This is a genomic window from Pseudomonas sp. PDM17 (genome assembly GCF_014851985.1).
In the GTDB taxonomy this organism is placed as follows: Bacteria; Pseudomonadota; Gammaproteobacteria; order Pseudomonadales; family Pseudomonadaceae; genus Pseudomonas.
The window spans coordinates 165,421-182,441 of sequence record NZ_JACVAT010000004.1 but is presented as its reverse complement, the minus strand read 5'-3'; the positions used below and the strand labels follow the sequence as shown (position 1 = coordinate 182,441).

Here is a 17,021-nt window from a genome sequence, read left to right as displayed (position 1 = left end):
CCGCCATGACCGGTGGCCTGCGCCTTGCCCAGCTGGGGGACCAACCCGGCTTCGAGGTCGCCGGCGCCACCCTCGGCGGCCACCGTTTCGAACGCCACAGCCACGACGAATTCGTCATCAGCGCCAACCTGCGCGGCGAGGAAAGCGTATGGCTGGATGGCCGTAGCTTCGACGCCGGCCCCGGCGCCATCACCACCTACAACCCCGGCCAGATTCAGGGCGGCGGTGTTGACGAAGGCCAGCCTTGGCAGTTCGTCAGCCTCTACATCGCGCCTGAGCAGCTGGCCACGATGCTCGGCCTGCAGCGCCTGGAGTTCGAGCGGCCCACTGACCGCCTTCCCGCCCTGGCCGCTGCCCTGGCCGACGCCGTCGAGGGCGTGCTGGGCGATGATGCCTTCGTTCGCCAGCGTGGCGAGGAACGCCTGACGCTGCTGCTGGCCAAGATCGCCCGCGCCATGGGCGTGCGCCTGCCGCAGGAAAGTCTGGAGAATGGCGGCCGGATTGCCGACCTGCAGGACTGGCTGGCCGCCGACCTTGCGCGACAACCCAGCCTCGACGAAATGGCCGCCCACCTCGGCCTGTCACGCTTCCACCTGCTGCGCAGCTTCCAGAAACAGGTCGGCCTGAGCCCGCGGCAGTGGGCCATGCAACTGCGCACCCGGCGCGCCCAGGCCTTGCTGCGCACGGGGCTGCCGGCCACTGAAGTGGCGCACGAACTGGGCTTCGCCGACCAGAGTCACCTGAACCGGCACTTCCGCGCGGCTTATGGTGTGTCGCCGGGCAACTTCCAGCGCGCCCTGCGCTGAGCAATCCGGTTCAAGTCCCGCCGCCGCTGCCCAGGCAGAATCGCGTCATCGCCTACTGGTTCGAGAGCTGATCCATGACCCTGTTCTTCGCCGCGCTGCTGTTCGGCATCGTCTTCTGCCTGTCCCCCGGCGCGGTCCTCGCCGAAACCCTGCGCCGTGGCCTGAAGGGCGGCTTCCGCCCGGCGCTGCTGGTGCAGTTCGGCTCCCTGATCGGTGACGCGGTGTGGGCGCTGATCGGCCTCACCGGACTGGCGCTGCTGCTGGGCCACGAGACCTTGCGCCTGCCGCTGACCCTGGCCAGCGCGGCCTATCTGGCCTGGCTGGGTGTGCAGAGCCTGCTGGATGCTCGCCAGGTCGGCCTGGCGGAGGAGGGCGACAGCGGCGAACACAATGCCGGGGCTTTCGCATCCGGGGCCATGCTGTCGTTGTCGAACCCGAAGAACATCGTCTACTGGGGCGCGCTGGGAGGTGCCATGGCCGGGCTGGTGGACGGCGTGCCGTCGCTGGCCGATTCGCTGGTGTTCTTCGCCGGCTTCATGACCGCCTCGGTGCTCTGCTGCTTCCTCTGCGCGGCACTGGTGGACTGGCTGCGGCGCAACGCTTCACCGCGCTGGCATCGGGTCAGCCATGCGCTGTGCGGGGTGGTACTGCTGGTGCTGGCGGGGTTGGCGTTGCGGGGTGTCTGAGTCGCCGAAGCCGTTAGAAATCCCCCCAAAGCTGCTGCGCTACGCTCAGCGCAACCACCGGAGCAGTCTCGGTGCGCAATACGCGCGGGCCGAGGCGGGCAGCGTGGAATCCGGCGCTCTTGGCCTGCTCCACCTCCGCATCGCTCAAGCCGCCTTCCGGGCCTATCAGGAAGGCCAGGCTGGAGGGCTTGTCATGACTGGTCAGCGGTTCGGCCACCGGGTGCAGCACCAGCTTGAGCTGTGCTTGGCAGCTCTCCAGCCAGTCGGCGAGGGTGATCGGCGCATTGAGCACCGGCAGCACCGAGCGGCCGCATTGCTCGCAGGCGCTGATCGCCACTTGGCGCCAGTGGGCCATGCGCTTGTCGGCGCGTTCGTCCTTCAGGCGCACTTCGCAGCGCTCGCTGACGATCGGGGTGATCTCGCTGGCGCCCAGTTCGGTGGCCTTCTGGATCGCCCAGTCCATGCGCTCGCCGCGGGACAGGCCCTGGCCCAGATGGATGTGCAGCGGCGATTCGGCCTGGCCGGCAAAGGATTCGCGCAGTTCCACGCGGACGTTCTTCTTGCCGACCTCGATCAGTTCGCCCAGGTATTCGTGGCCGGAGCCGTCGAACAGCTGCACGGCGTCGCCGGCCGAGTGCCGGAGCACGCGGCCGATGTAGTGGGCCTGGGCTTCGGGCAGCTCGTGCTGGCCGAGGGAGAGCGGGGCGTCGATGAAGAAGCGGGAGAGGCGCATTTTTTGGGCTACAGGCGGCAGGCTAAGGGCTACAGGCTGGCTAGTGTATCGCCTGCAGCCTATGGCCTGAAGCCTGCCGCCGCTTTCAGCCCGGATCGCGATGCTCGGGGAAGCGTTCGCTGACCGCCACGCTCACGCTGTCGCGGGTGGCGATATCGATGCCTTCGCTGGCGACCTCGGCGAGGAAGTCGATCTGCTCGGGGGTGATGATGTACGGCGGCAGGAAGTACACCACGCTGCCCAGCGGGCGCAGCAGCGCTCCGCGCTCCAGGCCGTGCTGGAAGACCTTCAGGCCGCGACGCTCCTGCCACGGGTAGGGCGTCCTGCTGGCCTTGTCCTGGACCATCTCGATGGCGAGGATCATGCCGGTCTGGCGGATTTCCGAGACGTGCGGGTGGTCGGCCAGGTGCGCGGTGGCGCTGGCCATGCGTGCCGCCAGGGCCTTGTTGGCCTCGATGATGTTGTCCTGCTCGAAGATGTCCAGGGTCGCCAGGGCGGCGGCGCAGGCCAGCGGGTTGCCGGTGTAGGTGTGCGAGTGGAGGAAGGCGCGCAGGGTGGCGTAGTCGTCGTAGAAGGCCTGGTAGACCTTGTCGGTGGTAAGCACCGCGCTCATCGCCAGGTAGCCGCCGGTCAGCGCCTTGGACAGCACGAGGAAGTCGGGGGTGATGCCGGCCTGCTCGCAGGCGAACATCGTACCGGTGCGGCCGAAGCCGACGGCGATCTCGTCGTGGATCAGGTGAACGCCGTAGCGGTCGCAGGCCTCGCGCAGCAGCTTGAGGTAGACCGGGTGGTACATGCGCATGCCGCCAGCGCCCTGCACCAGCGGCTCGACGATCACCGCCGCGACTTCTTTATGGTGCTGCTCCAGCGCCTGCTCCATGGCGGCGAACATCGTCCGTGAGTGTTCTTCCCAGCTCACGCCTTCGGGGCGCAGGTAGCAGTCGGGGGTCGGCACCTTGATGGTGTCCATCAGCAGCGACTTGTAGGTCTCGGTGAACAGCGCGACGTCGCCCACCGACATCGCCGCCACGGTTTCGCCGTGGTAGCTGTTGGTCAGGGTGATGAAGCGCTTCTTTTCCGGCTGGCCGAGGTTGTGCCAGTAGTGGTAGCTCATCTTCAGCGCCACTTCGATGCCGGCCGAGCCGCTGTCGGCGTAGAACACCCGGGAGAAGCCGGTCGGTGCCAGGCGCAGCAGGCGCTCGGACAGCTCGATCACCGGCTGGTGGCTGAAACCGGCGAGGATCACGTGCTCCAGCTGGTCCACCTGGTCCTTGATGCGCTGGTTGATGCGCGGGTTGGCGTGGCCAAAGACGTTGACCCACCAGGAGCTGACCGCGTCCATGTAGCGCTTGCCTTCGAAGTCCTCCAGCCAGATACCCTCGCCGCGGCGGATCGGGATCACCGGCAGGCGCTCGTGGTCTTTCATCTGGGTGCAGGGGTGCCACAGCACCTCGAGATCGCGCTGCATCCACTCGGCGTTCAGGCCCATGGTCTGCTCCTTGAAATAATGGCTCGTCAGACGGTCGACTCGCCCGGATCGGGCAAGCCTATTCAATGCACCTGAGATGAACAAGGACACGTCCTACGACACATGCCGTGGGCAGCCGACCAACACAGCTATTCGGCATTCGGGCGCTCACGTATGCTTCGCGCCTTTGCACCAATTCGGGGAAGTCTGGCGATGAAAATGGGATGGCTGCGCACTGCCGCGTTGCTTGCTCTGGGGGTGTTCAGCGCAGTGGCGCTGGGCAAGGACAAACAACCGACCGCCATCGTGGTCGGCGGCGGTCTCGCCGGTCTTTCCGCAGCCTACGAGCTGCAGCAGGCGGGCTGGCAGGTCACCCTGCTGGAAGCCAAGCCGCAGGTGGGCGGTCGTTCGGGCCTGGCCACCAGCGAGTGGATCGGCAACAAGAAGGTCCAGCCGACCCTCAACGGCTACCTGGAAACCCTGAAGGTGAATTCGGTGCCGGCGCCGGAATTCGTCCGTACCCCGAGCTACCTGATCGACGGCGTCTACTACACCAGCGCCGACCTGAAGACCAAGATGCCGGCCGTCGCCGCGGACCTCGAGCGCTTCGAGAAGTCCCTGAACGAGCTGTCCGCCTCCATCGACGACCCGCTCAACCCGCTGGCGAACAAGACCCTGTTCGCCCTCGACCAGCTCACCGCCGCGCGCTGGCTGGACAAGCTGAATCTGTCGCCGACCGCGCGCCTGCTGGTCAACCAGCGCATCCGTTCGCACTACGACGAACCGTCGCGCCTGTCGCTGCTCTACCTCGCCCAGCAGGGCCGTGTGTACCGTGGCGTCGACGACCGCGACCTGCGCGCGTCGCGTCTGCCCGGCGGCAGCCAGGTGCTGGCCCAGGCTTTCGTCAAGCAGATCAAGACCATCAAGACCAACGCCAAGGTCACCTCGATCAGCCAGGACAAGGACGGCGTGACCGTGAAGGTCGGCCCCACCGGCTACACCGCTGACTACCTGGTGCTGGCCGTGCCGCTGCGCGCTCTGGGCAGCATCACCCTGACTCCGGGCCTGAACGAGAAGCAGCTGGCGGCCCTCAAGGGCACCAACTACGGCTGGCGCGACCAGATCCTGATGAAGTTCAAGCGCCCGGTGTGGGACGACAAGTCGCGCCTGTCCGGCGAGATCTACAGCGACCAGGGCCTGGGCATGATCTGGGTCGAGCCCGCGACCAAGGGCGGCGCCAACGTGCTGATCAACCTGTCCGGCGACAACGCCCGCGTGATGCAGGCCTTCGGCGACCGCCAGCTCTCCGAGCAGGTGCTGATCCGCATGAACAAGTACTACCCGAAGATGCGCGGTGCCTACGACGGCTATGAAATGCGTCGCTACAGCACCGACGCCGGCACTGGCGGTTCCTACCTGGCCTTCGGTCCGGGCCAGATCAGCCGCTTCTGGCGTGTGTGGGAGACCCCGGTGTCCCGCGTGGCCTTCGCCGGCGAGCACACCGATGCACTCTACCCGGGCACCATCGAAGGCGCCCTGCGCAGCGGCAAGCGTGCCGCCAGCCAGGTCCGCGACCTCTACGCCGGCAAGACGCCGGTGCTCGAAGGCGCCTCCCTGGTGGCCGACAACAAGCCGGCCGCCAGCGACAAGCCGGCTGATGCCAAGAGCGAGAAGAAGGGCATCATGTCCTGGCTGCCGTTCTGATCGAACCTGCTCCACCCAGACAATGCCGGCGAAAGCCGGCATTGTCGTTTCTGGCTCTGGGACGGGCGTTTCAGACTCGGACCTATCTTGTCAGTCGATGTTTCAAAGCAGATTTTTCTGCTTTTCTTCGATGGATTAACCGCTAGTCTTGAATTCCCGTTTTCAAGGATGTCGATCGATGCAATGGCGTAATTCCCCCGCTCGCTACGGACTGGTCAGCCTGTTCCTGCACTGGGGCAGTGCGCTGGTGGTCTTCGGCCTGTTCGGCCTGGGCCTGTGGATGCGCGAGCTGGACTACTACGACACCTGGTACCACCGCGCTCCGGAAATCCACAAAAGCATCGGCATCCTCCTGGCCATCGCCCTGATCGTGCGCGTGCTCTGGCGCTTCATCAGCCCGGCGCCACCGACCCCGGCCAACCACGGCCAGATGACCCGCCTGGCCACCAGGCTCGGCCACCTGGCGCTCTACGCGCTGCTGTTCGCGGTGATCATCGCCGGCTACCTGATCTCCACCGCCGAAGGCAAACCCATCAGCGTGTTCGGCTGGTTCGACGTGCCCGCCACCCTGAGCGGCATCACCGACCAGGCCGACATCGCCGGCGCCATTCACCTGTACCTGGCCTGGACCCTGGTTGTACTGGCCGTGCTGCACGCCCTGGCGGCGTTCAAACACCATTTCTTCGACCGTGATGAGACCCTGGTCCGCATGCTCGGTCGTGCCGCGAAATAACACCTCACCTCAAAGGGAGATTGCTTCAATGCTGAAGAAGACGTTCGCCGCTCTGGCGCTGGGTACCGCCCTGTTCTCCGCTGGCCAGGCCATGGCCGCGGACTACAAGATCGACAAGGAAGGCCAGCACGCCTTCATCGAGTTCCGCATCAAGCACCTGGGTTACAGCTGGCTGTATGGCCGCTTCGACGACTTCGACGGTGCCTTCACCTTCGACGAGAAGAACCCGTCCGCCGACAAGGTCAAGGTGACCATCAACACCAACAGCGTGAACTCCAACCACGCCGAGCGTGACAAGCACCTGCGCAGCGCGGACTTCCTGAACGTCTCGAAGAACCCGACCGCGACCTTCGAATCCACCGGCGTGAAGGCCGATGGCAAGAATGCCGAGATCACTGGCAACCTGACCCTGAACGGCGTGACCAAGCCGGTCACCATCAAGGCTGAACTGATCGGCCAGGGCGATGACCCGTGGGGCGGCTACCGTGCCGGCTTCCTCGGCACCACCACCCTCAAGCTGAAAGACTTCAACATCCAGCGCGATCTTGGCCCGGCTTCCCAGGAAGTCGAGCTGACCCTGTCGGTAGAAGGGGTGCGTCAGTAAGACGCAGGATTGCGAAAACGCCGGCGATTGCCGGCGTTTTCGTTTGTGCTGTCAGTCCGCGTGACCCTGCAGGCATTGCCGCAGGAGCTGGGTGAGGGTGCGTTGCTCCTCGTCGTCCAGCGGCGCGAACAGACTGTCATGGGTCCGTGCGAGGATGGCCTGGGTGCGCTCGTCGACACGGCTCCCGGCCTCGGTCAGGAACAGCTGGAAGCTGCGCTGGTCACCCGGGTTGCGCTCGCGACGCACCAGACCCAGCGTCTCCATCTCACGGATCTTGCGGGTCACCAGTGCCTTGTCGCGGCACATCTTGCGGCCGAGGCTCTGCAGGCTCTGGCCAGCATCGGCGCCGATCAGCTCGAGCAGGCGGATGTCCGGCGGCGTGAGGTCGATGCCCTCCGCGCACAGTTGGTCCTGGAGGCTCTCGCGCAGGTGGTCGAGGACTTTCATCAGGGTCTGTGGCAGGTCGGGATTCACGTTGTGGGTCATCGGCTCGGTCACGGTAAGTCTTGTGTAAATCAGGTTGATCGGCTCAACCATTTTTTCGTATTTTAGTTGATGTTATCAACTTTGTTCATCGCCGCGACTGCCTTGCGGGAAACCTACTGCGTTATCAGCCAAAGGCTAAAACGTTTCAGTAGGTTTCCCTCAGGGCTTTCGGACGTTTACAAACACAGCTGAATGTAAGTATTTTTGCCAGCTTTTCCGGACCGGCAAGCCCACAGCCAAACCGGATGCTTTGCTCACGAGGACAACGATATGCAACGAAAGCCAGCCATGCGCGCCCTGGTCCCGGCCCTGCTCGTCGCCATGGCCACTCTTGCCGGCTGCGACAAAGCCCAGGCCCCGCAGGAGAAGCAGATCCCCGAGGTCGGTGTAGTGACCCTGCAGCCGCAGGAAGTCACCCTGAGCACCGAACTGCCGGGCCGTACTACCGCGTATCGCATTGCCGAAGTTCGCCCGCAGGTGAACGGCATCATCCTCAAGCGTCTGTTCAAGGAAGGTAGCGACGTCAAGGAAGGCCAGCAGCTGTACCAGATCGACCCGGCCACCTATCAGGCGACGCTGCAGAGCGCCCAGGCCAACCTGGTATCCACCCAGCAGCAGGCCGAACGCTACAAGGAGCTGGTCAAGGACGAGGCGGTGAGCAAGCAGCAGTATGCCGACGCTCAGGCCGCCTACCTGCAGGCCAAGGCCACCGTCGACAGCGCCCAGATCAACGTGCGCTACACCAAGGTCTACTCGCCGATCTCCGGCCGTATCGGCCGCTCCAGCGTGACCGAAGGCGCCTTGGTGCAGAACGGCCAGAGCACCGCACTGGCCACCGTGCAGCAGCTGGACCCAATCTATGTCGACGTCACCCAGTCCTCCACTTCGCTGATCCGCCTGCGCCGCGAGCTGGCCGCCGGGCAGCTGGAGAAGGCCGGTGACAACGCCGCCAAGGTCAAGCTGTACCTGGAAGACGGTTCCGAATACCCCGTCGAGGGCAAGCTGGAGTTCTCCGAGGTCTCGGTTGACCAGGGCACCGGCTCGGTGACCGTGCGCGCCATCTTCCCCAACCCGAACAAGGAGCTGCTGCCGGGCATGTTCGTCCATGCGCAGCTGGAAGAGGGCATCAAGAAGCAGGCCATCCTGGCGCCGCAGCAAGGCGTGACCCGTGACTTCCGTGGCATGGCGACCGCGCTGGTGCTCAATGCCCAGGACAAGGTCGAGCTGCGCACCATCAAGGCCGACCGCACCGTCGGTGCCTACTGGCTGGTCAGCGATGGCCTGAAGGCCGGCGACCGCCTGATCACCGAAGGCCTGCAGTATGTCCAGCCGGGCGCCCAGGCCAAGGCCGTACCCGCGAAGAACGTGGCGCCCACCGCTGGTGCCGCCGACAAGCCCGCCGCCGCTCAACCGGCCAAGCAGGGTTAATCAAGGGGATTCGTAATGTCGAAGTTTTTCATTGACCGGCCCATCTTCGCCTGGGTGATCGCCCTGGTGATCATGCTGGCGGGCGGTCTGTCGATCCTCAAGTTGCCGGTGAACCAGTACCCGGCCATTGCGCCACCGGCCATCGCCATCCAGGTGAGCTACCCGGGCGCCTCCGCCGAAACGGTGCAGGACACCGTGGTGCAGGTCATCGAGCAGCAGATGAACGGTCTCGACCATCTGCGCTACATCTCCTCGGAGTCCAACTCCGATGGCAGCATGACCATCACCGTGACCTTCGACCAGGGCACCAGCCCTGACATCGCCCAGGTTCAGGTGCAGAACAAGCTGCAGCTGGCCACGCCGCTCCTGCCGCAGGAAGTGCAGCAGCAGGGCATCCGCGTGACCAAGGCGGTGAAGAACTTCCTGATGGTGGTCGGCGTTGTCTCCGAAGACGGCAGCATGACCAAGGAAGACCTGTCGAACTACATCGTCTCCAACATCCAGGACCCGCTGTCGCGGACCGCTGGCGTGGGCGACTTCCAGGTGTTCGGTTCGCAGTACGCCATGCGCATCTGGCTGGACCCGGCGAAGCTCAACAGCTTCCAGATGACCCCAGGCGACGTGAAAACGGCGATCCAGGCGCAGAACGTGCAGATCTCCTCCGGCCAGCTCGGCGGCCTGCCTGCGGTGAAGGGGCAGCAGCTCAACGCCACGATCATCGGCAAGACCCGCCTGCAGAGCGCCGAGCAGTTCAAGGACATCCTGCTCAAGGTCAACGCCGACGGCTCCCAGGTTCGCCTGAAGGACGTCGCCGATGTCGCCCTGGGCGGCCAGGACTACAGCATCAATGCTCAGTTCAACGGCAAGCCGGCCTCGGGTATCGCGATCAAGCTGGCCACCGGCGCCAACGCGCTGGACACCGCCAAGTCGATCCGCGCCACCCTGGCCACGCTGGAGCCGTTCTTCCCGCAGGGCATGAAGATCGTCTACCCGTACGACACCACCCCGGTGGTTTCCGCCTCGATCCATGAGGTGGTGAAGACCCTGGGCGAAGCGATCCTGCTGGTGTTCCTGGTGATGTACCTGTTCCTGCAGAACTTCCGCGCCACGCTGATCCCGACGATCGCCGTGCCGGTGGTCCTGCTGGGCACCTTCGGCGTACTCGCCGCCTTCGGCTTCTCGATCAACACCCTGACCATGTTCGGCATGGTGCTGGCGATCGGCCTGTTGGTGGACGACGCCATCGTGGTGGTGGAAAACGTCGAGCGGGTGATGGCCGAGGAAGGCCTGTCGCCCCGCGAGGCGGCGCGCAAGTCCATGGGCCAGATCCAGGGCGCGCTGGTGGGTATTGCCCTGGTGCTCTCGGCGGTATTCCTGCCGATGGCCTTCTTCGGCGGTTCCACCGGGGTGATCTACCGCCAGTTCTCCATCACCATCGTCTCGGCCATGGCCCTGTCGGTGCTGGTGGCCCTGGTGCTGACCCCGGCGCTCTGCGCCACCATGCTCAAGCCCATCGAGAAGGGCGACCACGGCGAGCACAAGCGCGGCTTCTTCGGCTGGTTCAACCGTGCGTTCCTCTCCACCACCCACGGCTACGAGCGTGGCGTCACCTCGATCCTCAAGCACCGCGTGCCGTACCTGCTGATGTACGTGCTGATCCTCGGCGGCATGGTCTTCCTGTTCACCCGCATCCCCACTGCGTTCCTCCCCGACGAGGACCAGGGCGTGCTGTTCGCCCAGGTGCAGACCCCGGCCGGTTCGTCCGCCGAGCGTACCCAGGTGGTGGTGGACTCCATGCGCGAGTACCTGCTGGACAAGGAAAGCAGCTCGGTGAACTCGGTGTTCACCGTGACCGGCTTCAACTTCGCCGGCCGTGGCCAGAGCTCGGGCATGGCGTTCATCATGCTCAAGCCCTGGGAAGAGCGTCCGGGCGCGGAGAACAGCGTGTTCGCGCTGGCCCAGCGCGCGCAGCAGCACTTCTTCAGCTTCAAGGACGCGATGGTGTTCGCCTTCGCCCCGCCGGCAGTACTCGAACTGGGTAACGCCGTGGGCTTCGACATCTTCCTCCAGGACCAGGCCGGCGTCGGCCACGAAGTGCTGATGCAGGCGCGCAACCAGTTCCTTGGTCTTGCCGCACAGAACCCGGTACTGCAGCGCGTGCGTCCCAACGGCCTGAACGACGAGCCGCAGTACAAGCTGCTGATCGACGACGAGAAGGCCAGTGCGCTGGGCGTCTCCCTGGCGGACATCAACAGCACCATCTCCATCGCCTGGGGTTCGAACTACGTCAACGACTTCATCGACCGTGGTCGGGTGAAGAAGGTCTACCTGCAAGGCCGCCCGAACGCGCGGATGAGCCCGGAAGACCTGGACAAGTGGTACGTGCGCAACAGCTCCGGCGAGATGGTGCCGTTCAGCGCCTTCGCTACCGGCGAGTGGAGCTATGGCTCGCCGAAGCTGGCGCGCTACAACGGCGTGCCGGCCATGGAAGTCCTCGGTGAACCGGCCCCGGGCCGTTCCACCGGTGAGGCCATGGCGGCGGTCGAGGACATCGTCAAGCAACTGCCCAAGGGCGTCGGCTATGCCTGGACCGGTCTGTCCTACGAGGAACGCCTGTCCGGCTCGCAGGCTCCCGCGCTCTATGCCCTGTCGCTGATCGTGGTGTTCCTCTGCCTGGCGGCGCTGTACGAGAGCTGGTCGATTCCGTTCTCGGTGATGCTGGTGGTGCCGCTGGGCGTCATCGGTGCGCTGCTGGCGACGTCCATGCGCGGCTTGTCCAACGATGTGTTCTTCCAGGTGGGTCTGTTGACGACCATCGGCCTGTCGGCGAAGAACGCGATCCTGATCGTCGAGTTCGCCAAGGAGCTGCACGAGCAGGGCAAGGGCATCGTCGAGGCGGCCATCGAGGCCTGCCGGATGCGTCTGCGCCCGATCGTCATGACCTCCCTGGCGTTCATCCTCGGCGTGGTGCCGCTGGCGATTTCCACTGGCGCCGGCTCCGGCAGCCAGCATGCGATCGGTACCGGCGTGATCGGCGGCATGGTCACCGCGACCGTCCTCGCGATCTTCTGGGTGCCGTTGTTCTACGTGGTGGTCAGTACCCTGTTCAAGGACGCCGCGTCCAAGGAACAGGAATCCACCGAGAAGGGGCATTGATATGAGAAAGTCCTTACTGTCCCTCGCCATAGCAGCCGGCGTGTTGTCCGGCTGCTCGCTGATCCCCGACTACGAGCGCCCCGAGGCGCCCGTGGCCGCGGCTTATCCGCAGGGCGATGCCTACGATGCGGGGCAGCCGGCTACCGCCGGCGCCGACATCGGCTGGCGCGAGTTCTTCAAGGACCCGCAACTGCAGCGACTGGTCGAAGTGTCGCTGGAAAACAACCGTGACCTGCGCGTCGCCGCGCTGAACATCGAAGCCTACCGGGCGCAGTACCGCATCCAGCGGGCCGACCTGTTCCCGGCGGTGGACGCCGGCATCACCGGCTCGCGCCAGCGCCTGCCGGCCGACCTGTCGACCACCGGCAGCTCGATGATCAGCAGCCAGTACGGCGCGACCCTGGGCGTGACTTCCTGGGAGCTCGACCTGTTCGGCCGCCTGCGCGCCCTGCGTGACCAGGCGCTGGAAACCTACTTCGCCAGCGAAGAGGCCCGCCGCAGCACCCAGACCAGCCTGGTGGCCAACGTTGCCAACGCCTACCTGACGCTGCGCGCCGACCAGGCCCAGCTGGAGCTGACCCGCAACACCCTGGCCACCTACCAGAAGAGCTACGACCTGACCAAGCGCAGCTACGAAGTGGGCGTCGCCTCGGCCCTGGACCTGCGCCAGTCGCAGACCTCGGTGGAAAGCGCGCGGGCGACCCTGGCGCAGTACACCCGTCTGGTCGCGCAGGACCAGAACGCGCTGGTCCTGCTGCTGGGTTCCGGTCTGCCGGGCGACCTGCCCCAGGGCCGCCAGCTGTCCGACGAGCTGCTGGCCACCGTGCCGGCGGGCCTGCCTTCCGACCTGCTGCAGCGCCGCCCGGACATCCTCCAGGCGGAGCACCAGCTCAAGGCGGCCAACGCCAATATCGGCGCGGCGCGGGCGGCGTTCTTCCCGAACATCAGCCTCACCGCCAACGCCGGCAGCCTCAGCCCGGACCTGTCCGGCCTGTTCGACGGCGGCTCCGGCAGCTGGCTGTTCAAGCCCTCGATCACCTTGCCGATCTTCAACGCCGGCAGCCTGCAGGCGAGCCTGGACCTGGCCAAGGTGCAGAAGGACATCAACGTGGCGCAGTACGAGAAAGCCATTCAGACGGCCTTCTCCGAGGTCGCCGACGGCCTCGCCGCGCGCGGCACCTTCAACGAGCAACTGCAGGCGCAGCGCTCGCTGGTGGACGCCACCAGCGAGTACTACCGCCTGGCCGACAAGCGCTACCGCACCGGTGTGGACAACTACCTCACCGTGCTCGACGCGCAGCGCTCGCTGTTCAGTGCCCAGCAGCAGCTGATCACCGACCGCCTCAACCAGCTGACCAGCGAGGTCAACCTGTACAAGGCCCTCGGCGGCGGCTGGCAGGCGACGGCGGCGCAAGCCAGGCCGATCTCCAGCGAGGCGCCGAAAGGCTGATCCTTACTGGCTGGAAACGAGAACGCCGCCCTTCGGGGCGGCGTTTTTGTTGGTGGTTCGCGTAGGGCGGATAACCCGGCACGGGTTATCCGCCGTGTTGACGGTGGATAACGCCTTGGGCGTTATGCGCCCTACAGGTTGCGCCGGTGGTTGAGGCGGCTCTACAGGTAAGCGCCGGAGCTGCGCCCCGCCGGCTGGATCTGGTTGTCGGCGAGCCAGTCCAGCGCGCATTCGCGCAGGCGCTCGCCCTGGTAGACGTACCAGGCCTGCAGCAATTCCGGGTAACCCATCAGCACATGGCGGAAGGCCTTGAACGGCTTGCGCCCCTCGATAGCGTTGGCCAGGGCGGAGTAGGCGTGGGGTTCGGGCACTTCGCGGAGGAAGTCGCGCATCAGCTCCAGCGACTGGCCACTGCTCAGCGGTTCGATGGGCAGCAGGCGCTCCGGCTCGCGGTGCAGCAACTCGGCCAGCTCCGGGTCGGGGTCTTCTTCGGGGATCAGCAGCACCTGGCCACTGAACAGATCGAGGTAGTGATCGATACCCTGGGTATCGAGCGCGAAGGCCAGTTCGTCGATATCGATGGTCAGCGGGCGCATGGTCACTCTCCCTGGTTGGCGAGTGACCGATCCTACGCCATGCGCATGACAACTGTCCTGCCGTTGTCGGTCGGCGCGGGCGCACCGAGCGACTGGCGCTTTACAGACGGAAGCGGCCCACCTGCAGTTGCAGCTCGTTGCCCAGGCGCGCCAGCTCGGTGCTGGAGCTGGCCGTCTGTTCGCTGGCGGCAGCGGACTGGTCGGCGATCTCGCGCACCTGCACCACGCTGCGGTTGATCTCCTCGGCAACGCTGCTCTGCTCCTCGGCGGCCGAGGCGATCTGCAGGTTCATGCCCTGGATGTCGGCCACGGTGCGGGCGATCACGCCCAGCGCCTCGCCGGCGCGGCGGGTCAGTTCCACCGAGCTGCCGGTCAGGCGGCGGCTGTCGTCCATGCGCGTCACCGCTTCCTGGGCGCCGCGCTGCAGGCCGGCGATCAGGCCCTCGATCTCGGCGGTGGAAGACTGCGTGCGCTGGGCCAGGCCGCGCACCTCATCGGCGACCACGGCGAAACCGCGCCCGGCCTCGCCGGCACGGGCGGCTTCGATGGCGGCGTTGAGCGCCAGCAGGTTGGTCTGCTCAGCCACCGACTTGATCACGTCCAGCACGCTGCCGATCTTCTCGCTTTCCTTGCGCAGCAGTTCCATGGCCTCGGCGGAGCGATCCACCTCGGTGGCCAGGCGGTCGATCTGGTTGACCGCGTCCTGCACCACCTGGTCGCCCTCGCGGGCCTGCTGGTCGGCTTGCTGGGCGGCGGCGGAAGCCTGTTCGGCGTTGCGCGCGACTTCCTGCACGGTAGCGGCCATTTCATGGATGGCGCTGGCGACCTGCTCGGTTTCCACGCGCTGGCTGTTCACCCCGGCGCGGGTCTGCTCGGTGACCGCGGAGAGTTCGTCGGCGGCGGTGGCCAGCTGGTTGACGCTGCCGCCGATGTGGCCGAGCAGCTGCGCCAGGCTCTCGCGCATGCGCAACATCACCCGCTGCAACTGGCCCAGCTCGTCGCTGCGCTGCAGGTTGAGGTCGCGCGACAGGCCCTGGGAGAGGTCGCCCTGGGCAATGCGCTCGGCCAGTTCCAGGGCCTCGTGCAGCGGGCGGACGATCTGGCGGTTGATGGCCCAGCCGGAGAGGAAGCCAAAGGCCAGGGCGAGCACGGCGATGAGGATCTGCCGGGTCTTGGCGGCAGCGGTCTCGGCGTCGTTGCGTGCCAGAGTGTCGTCGTAGAGGCGGTCGGCTGCGGCGAGCAGTGCATCGCTGGCGCCGCTCAGCGCCTTGCGGGCCTGCTGGGTGGCGTTCACCCCGTCGCGGAAGTGCTCGATGCCGCTGCGGTAGTTCTGCAGGTCCTTGAGCGCGGCGCCCAGGCCGTCGGCGGCGATGGCCGGCAACTGGCTCTGCAGGGTCGTGCCGGTGTCGCGCAGCTTGTCGAAGGCGGCGAACGCAGCCTGTTCGGCGCTGGCAGATTGTTCGAAGACATAGCCCCGTACCTGATAGCGCACCACCAGCAGTTGCTGGTGCAGCTGGCCGACGGCCTGGGCGCCGTGCAGCAACTGGGCGTCGCCCGGTTGTTCGGCGAGCAGCTCGAAGAGTTGCTTGTCCAGCGCCTCGAAGGCCTGCAGGGCGCTCTGTGCGCTGCCCACCAGGGTGCCGCGGGCCTGGGTGCGCTGGTCGACGGCGCGGGTCAGGGCGGTGAAGGCCTCGCGGTACTCGCTGACCGCCTGGCGCGCTGCTGTCAGCTGCCTGGCATCGACGTCGCTGCCTTTCAGGCGCTGCTCGATCAGCTCCAGCATCTTCGTGCTGTGCTGTTCGACGCGCTCGGCCTGGCTGCGATCGCCGCCCAGCTCGAACTGCAGGCGCGCGAGGTTGGCCTGCTGGCTGAGGTCGTTGAGTTCGGTGATGGTCGCCATCTGCTCGCCGCGCTCGGCCTGGTTATCCAGGCTGTGCAGGCCGCTGAGCAGCACCAGCAGGGTAAGGAAGAGGAGGATGCCGAAGCCCACCACCAGCTTCAGGCTGACGTTCAGGCGTCCCAGCTGTACTACTAGCCAATCGTACATGTCGAAAACTCCAGGCAGGCGTTGCCACGGGATCGACGGCCCGTGGCTGGCAAGAACGAGTGTGCAGAGGCGAGGCGCAATTGTCGGGACGCATCTTCGTGCGTCAGAGGCTATCGGCGGCGAAAGGGGAAACTGAAGGCGGGAATTTGTCGCGATGTTTCCGGCTCGGTACGGCTTCCTGTTGCCATGAACGTCGTTGCAGCGCCTCGTAGGATGGTGTGGAGCGAAGCGATACCCATCAAACATCGCGCGCCGACAGCATGGGTATCGCTGCGCTCCACCCATCCTAAAAAAGCCACCCTGGCTGTCGCTCCTGCAGCGGAAACCCTGCGCAGAATAAAAAAGGCCCGCAGTGCGCGGGCCTTTTCGTGGCGAGGCCGGATCAGACGCGGAAGCGGCTGACCAGCACCTGCAGCTCGTTGCCCAGGCGAGCCAGCTCGACGCTGGAAGCGGCGGTCTCCTCGCTGGCGGCGGCGGTCTGCTCGGAGATGTCGCGCACGTTCATCACGCTGCGGTTGATCTCTTCGGCCACCGCGCTCTGCTGCTCGGAAGCGGCGGCGATCTGCTGGTTCATCGACTGGATGGTCGACACGGTGCGGGTGATGGCGCCCAGGCGCTCGCCGGCGCGGCGGGTCAGGTCGACGGTGCTGACGGTCAGGTCGCGGCTGGTTTCCATCATCTGCACGGCCTGCTGGGTACCGCTCTGCAGGCCGGCGATCAGCTCCTCGATCTCCTCGGTGGAGGACTGGGTGCGCTGCGCCAGGCCGCGTACCTCATCAGCTACCACGGCGAAGCCACGGCCGGCATCGCCCGCGCGGGCGGCTTCGATGGCGGCGTTGAGCGCCAGCAGGTTGGTCTGCTCGGCGACTGCCTTGATCACGTCCAGCACGCTGCCGATCTTCTCGCTTTCGCGCTTGAGCTTGAGCACCGATTCGTTGGTGCGGCCGACTTCGCCGGCCAGGCGATCCATCTGGGTTACCGCCTCGGTCACCGCGCCTTCGCCGTCACGGGCCTGGCGGTCGGCGGCGGAGGCAGCCTCGGAGGCCTCCTCGGCGTTGCGTGCGACTTCCTGCACGGTGGCGGCCATCTCGTTCATGGCGGTAGCGACCTGGTCGGTCTCGACC

Annotated in this window: 14 protein-coding genes and 1 pseudogene; 8 read left to right on the top strand and 7 right to left on the bottom strand. The window is 66.1% G+C overall.

Annotation, left to right across the window (positions count from 1 at the left end; genetic code table 11):
* Positions 1-5: 5 nt before the first annotated feature.
* Both IB256_RS15040 and IB256_RS15035 read left to right on the top strand, forming a co-directional pair.
* On the top strand, positions 6-806 hold the full coding sequence (locus IB256_RS15040) for an AraC family transcriptional regulator (RefSeq protein ID WP_192403106.1): 801 nt from the start codon (positions 6-8) through the stop codon (positions 804-806).
* 74 nt (positions 807-880) lie between these two features.
* Positions 881-1,492: a LysE family transporter gene (locus tag IB256_RS15035; RefSeq protein WP_192293771.1), complete on the top strand. Its 612-nt coding sequence runs from the start codon at positions 881-883 to the stop codon at positions 1,490-1,492.
* Between the two features lie 13 nt (positions 1,493-1,505).
* Here IB256_RS15035 and IB256_RS15030 read toward each other — a convergent pair whose 3' ends face one another.
* On the bottom strand, positions 1,506-2,225 hold the full coding sequence (locus IB256_RS15030; RefSeq protein ID WP_192403105.1) for a 16S rRNA (uracil(1498)-N(3))-methyltransferase: 720 nt from the start codon (positions 2,223-2,225) through the stop codon (positions 1,506-1,508).
* A gap of 85 nt (positions 2,226-2,310) precedes the next feature.
* Entirely contained in the window at positions 2,311-3,714 is a 1,404-nt protein-coding gene (locus tag IB256_RS15025; protein ID WP_192403104.1) for an adenosylmethionine--8-amino-7-oxononanoate transaminase, read from the bottom strand.
* Between the two features lie 192 nt (positions 3,715-3,906).
* On the opposite strand from IB256_RS15025, the gene IB256_RS15020 reads away from it, so the two are divergent.
* The 3 genes from IB256_RS15020 to IB256_RS15010 all read left to right on the top strand — a co-directional run bounded on the left by IB256_RS15020 (position 3,907) and on the right by IB256_RS15010 (position 6,734).
* The gene (locus IB256_RS15020) at positions 3,907-5,397 is read left to right on the top strand and encodes a flavin monoamine oxidase family protein (RefSeq protein ID WP_192403102.1); all 1,491 of its coding nucleotides are present in this window, start codon (positions 3,907-3,909) and stop codon (positions 5,395-5,397) included.
* Between the two features lie 178 nt (positions 5,398-5,575).
* The gene (locus IB256_RS15015) at positions 5,576-6,130 is read left to right on the top strand and encodes a cytochrome b (protein ID WP_151189066.1); all 555 of its coding nucleotides are present in this window, start codon (positions 5,576-5,578) and stop codon (positions 6,128-6,130) included.
* 28 nt (positions 6,131-6,158) lie between these two features.
* Positions 6,159-6,734, top strand: a complete 576-nt coding sequence (locus IB256_RS15010; RefSeq protein ID WP_081519614.1) for a YceI family protein — start codon at positions 6,159-6,161, stop codon at positions 6,732-6,734.
* A gap of 51 nt (positions 6,735-6,785) precedes the next feature.
* Here the strand turns inward: IB256_RS15010 and IB256_RS15005 are convergent, their stop codons facing one another.
* A complete protein-coding gene (locus tag IB256_RS15005) occupies positions 6,786-7,220 on the bottom strand; it encodes a MarR family winged helix-turn-helix transcriptional regulator (protein WP_151189772.1) in 435 nt (144 codons plus the stop codon).
* A 270-nt stretch (positions 7,221-7,490) separates the two neighbouring features.
* Between IB256_RS15005 and mexA the strand changes: the two genes are divergently transcribed.
* Genes mexA through IB256_RS14990 form a run of 3 tightly spaced genes read left to right on the top strand, consistent with a single transcriptional unit; the run spans position 7,491 to position 13,254 of the window.
* On the top strand, positions 7,491-8,648 hold the full coding sequence (gene mexA / locus IB256_RS15000; RefSeq protein WP_192210396.1) for a multidrug efflux RND transporter periplasmic adaptor subunit MexA: 1,158 nt from the start codon (positions 7,491-7,493) through the stop codon (positions 8,646-8,648).
* Between the two features lie 15 nt (positions 8,649-8,663).
* On the top strand, positions 8,664-11,804 hold the full coding sequence (locus IB256_RS14995) for an efflux RND transporter permease subunit (protein ID WP_081519617.1): 3,141 nt from the start codon (positions 8,664-8,666) through the stop codon (positions 11,802-11,804).
* Position 11,805: 1 nt separating this feature from the next.
* A complete protein-coding gene (locus IB256_RS14990) occupies positions 11,806-13,254 on the top strand; it encodes an AdeC/AdeK/OprM family multidrug efflux complex outer membrane factor (protein ID WP_081519618.1) in 1,449 nt (482 codons plus the stop codon).
* A 161-nt stretch (positions 13,255-13,415) separates the two neighbouring features.
* Here IB256_RS14990 and IB256_RS14985 read toward each other — a convergent pair whose 3' ends face one another.
* From IB256_RS14985 to IB256_RS30980, 4 genes and pseudogenes are all read right to left on the bottom strand, one after another.
* On the bottom strand, positions 13,416-13,850 hold the full coding sequence (locus IB256_RS14985; RefSeq protein ID WP_081519619.1) for a UPF0158 family protein: 435 nt from the start codon (positions 13,848-13,850) through the stop codon (positions 13,416-13,418).
* 100 nt (positions 13,851-13,950) lie between these two features.
* Positions 13,951-14,655 (bottom strand): methyl-accepting chemotaxis protein, encoded by a 705-nt coding sequence (locus IB256_RS30990; RefSeq protein ID WP_412547966.1) that lies wholly within the window; start codon positions 14,653-14,655, stop codon positions 13,951-13,953.
* 153 nt (positions 14,656-14,808) lie between these two features.
* A pseudogene (locus IB256_RS30985) lies at positions 14,809-15,897 on the bottom strand (methyl-accepting chemotaxis protein); the annotation flags it as partial.
* 382 nt (positions 15,898-16,279) lie between these two features.
* Positions 16,280-16,993, bottom strand: a complete 714-nt coding sequence (locus IB256_RS30980) for a methyl-accepting chemotaxis protein (RefSeq protein WP_412547965.1) — start codon at positions 16,991-16,993, stop codon at positions 16,280-16,282.
* Positions 16,994-17,021 lie beyond the last annotated feature (28 nt).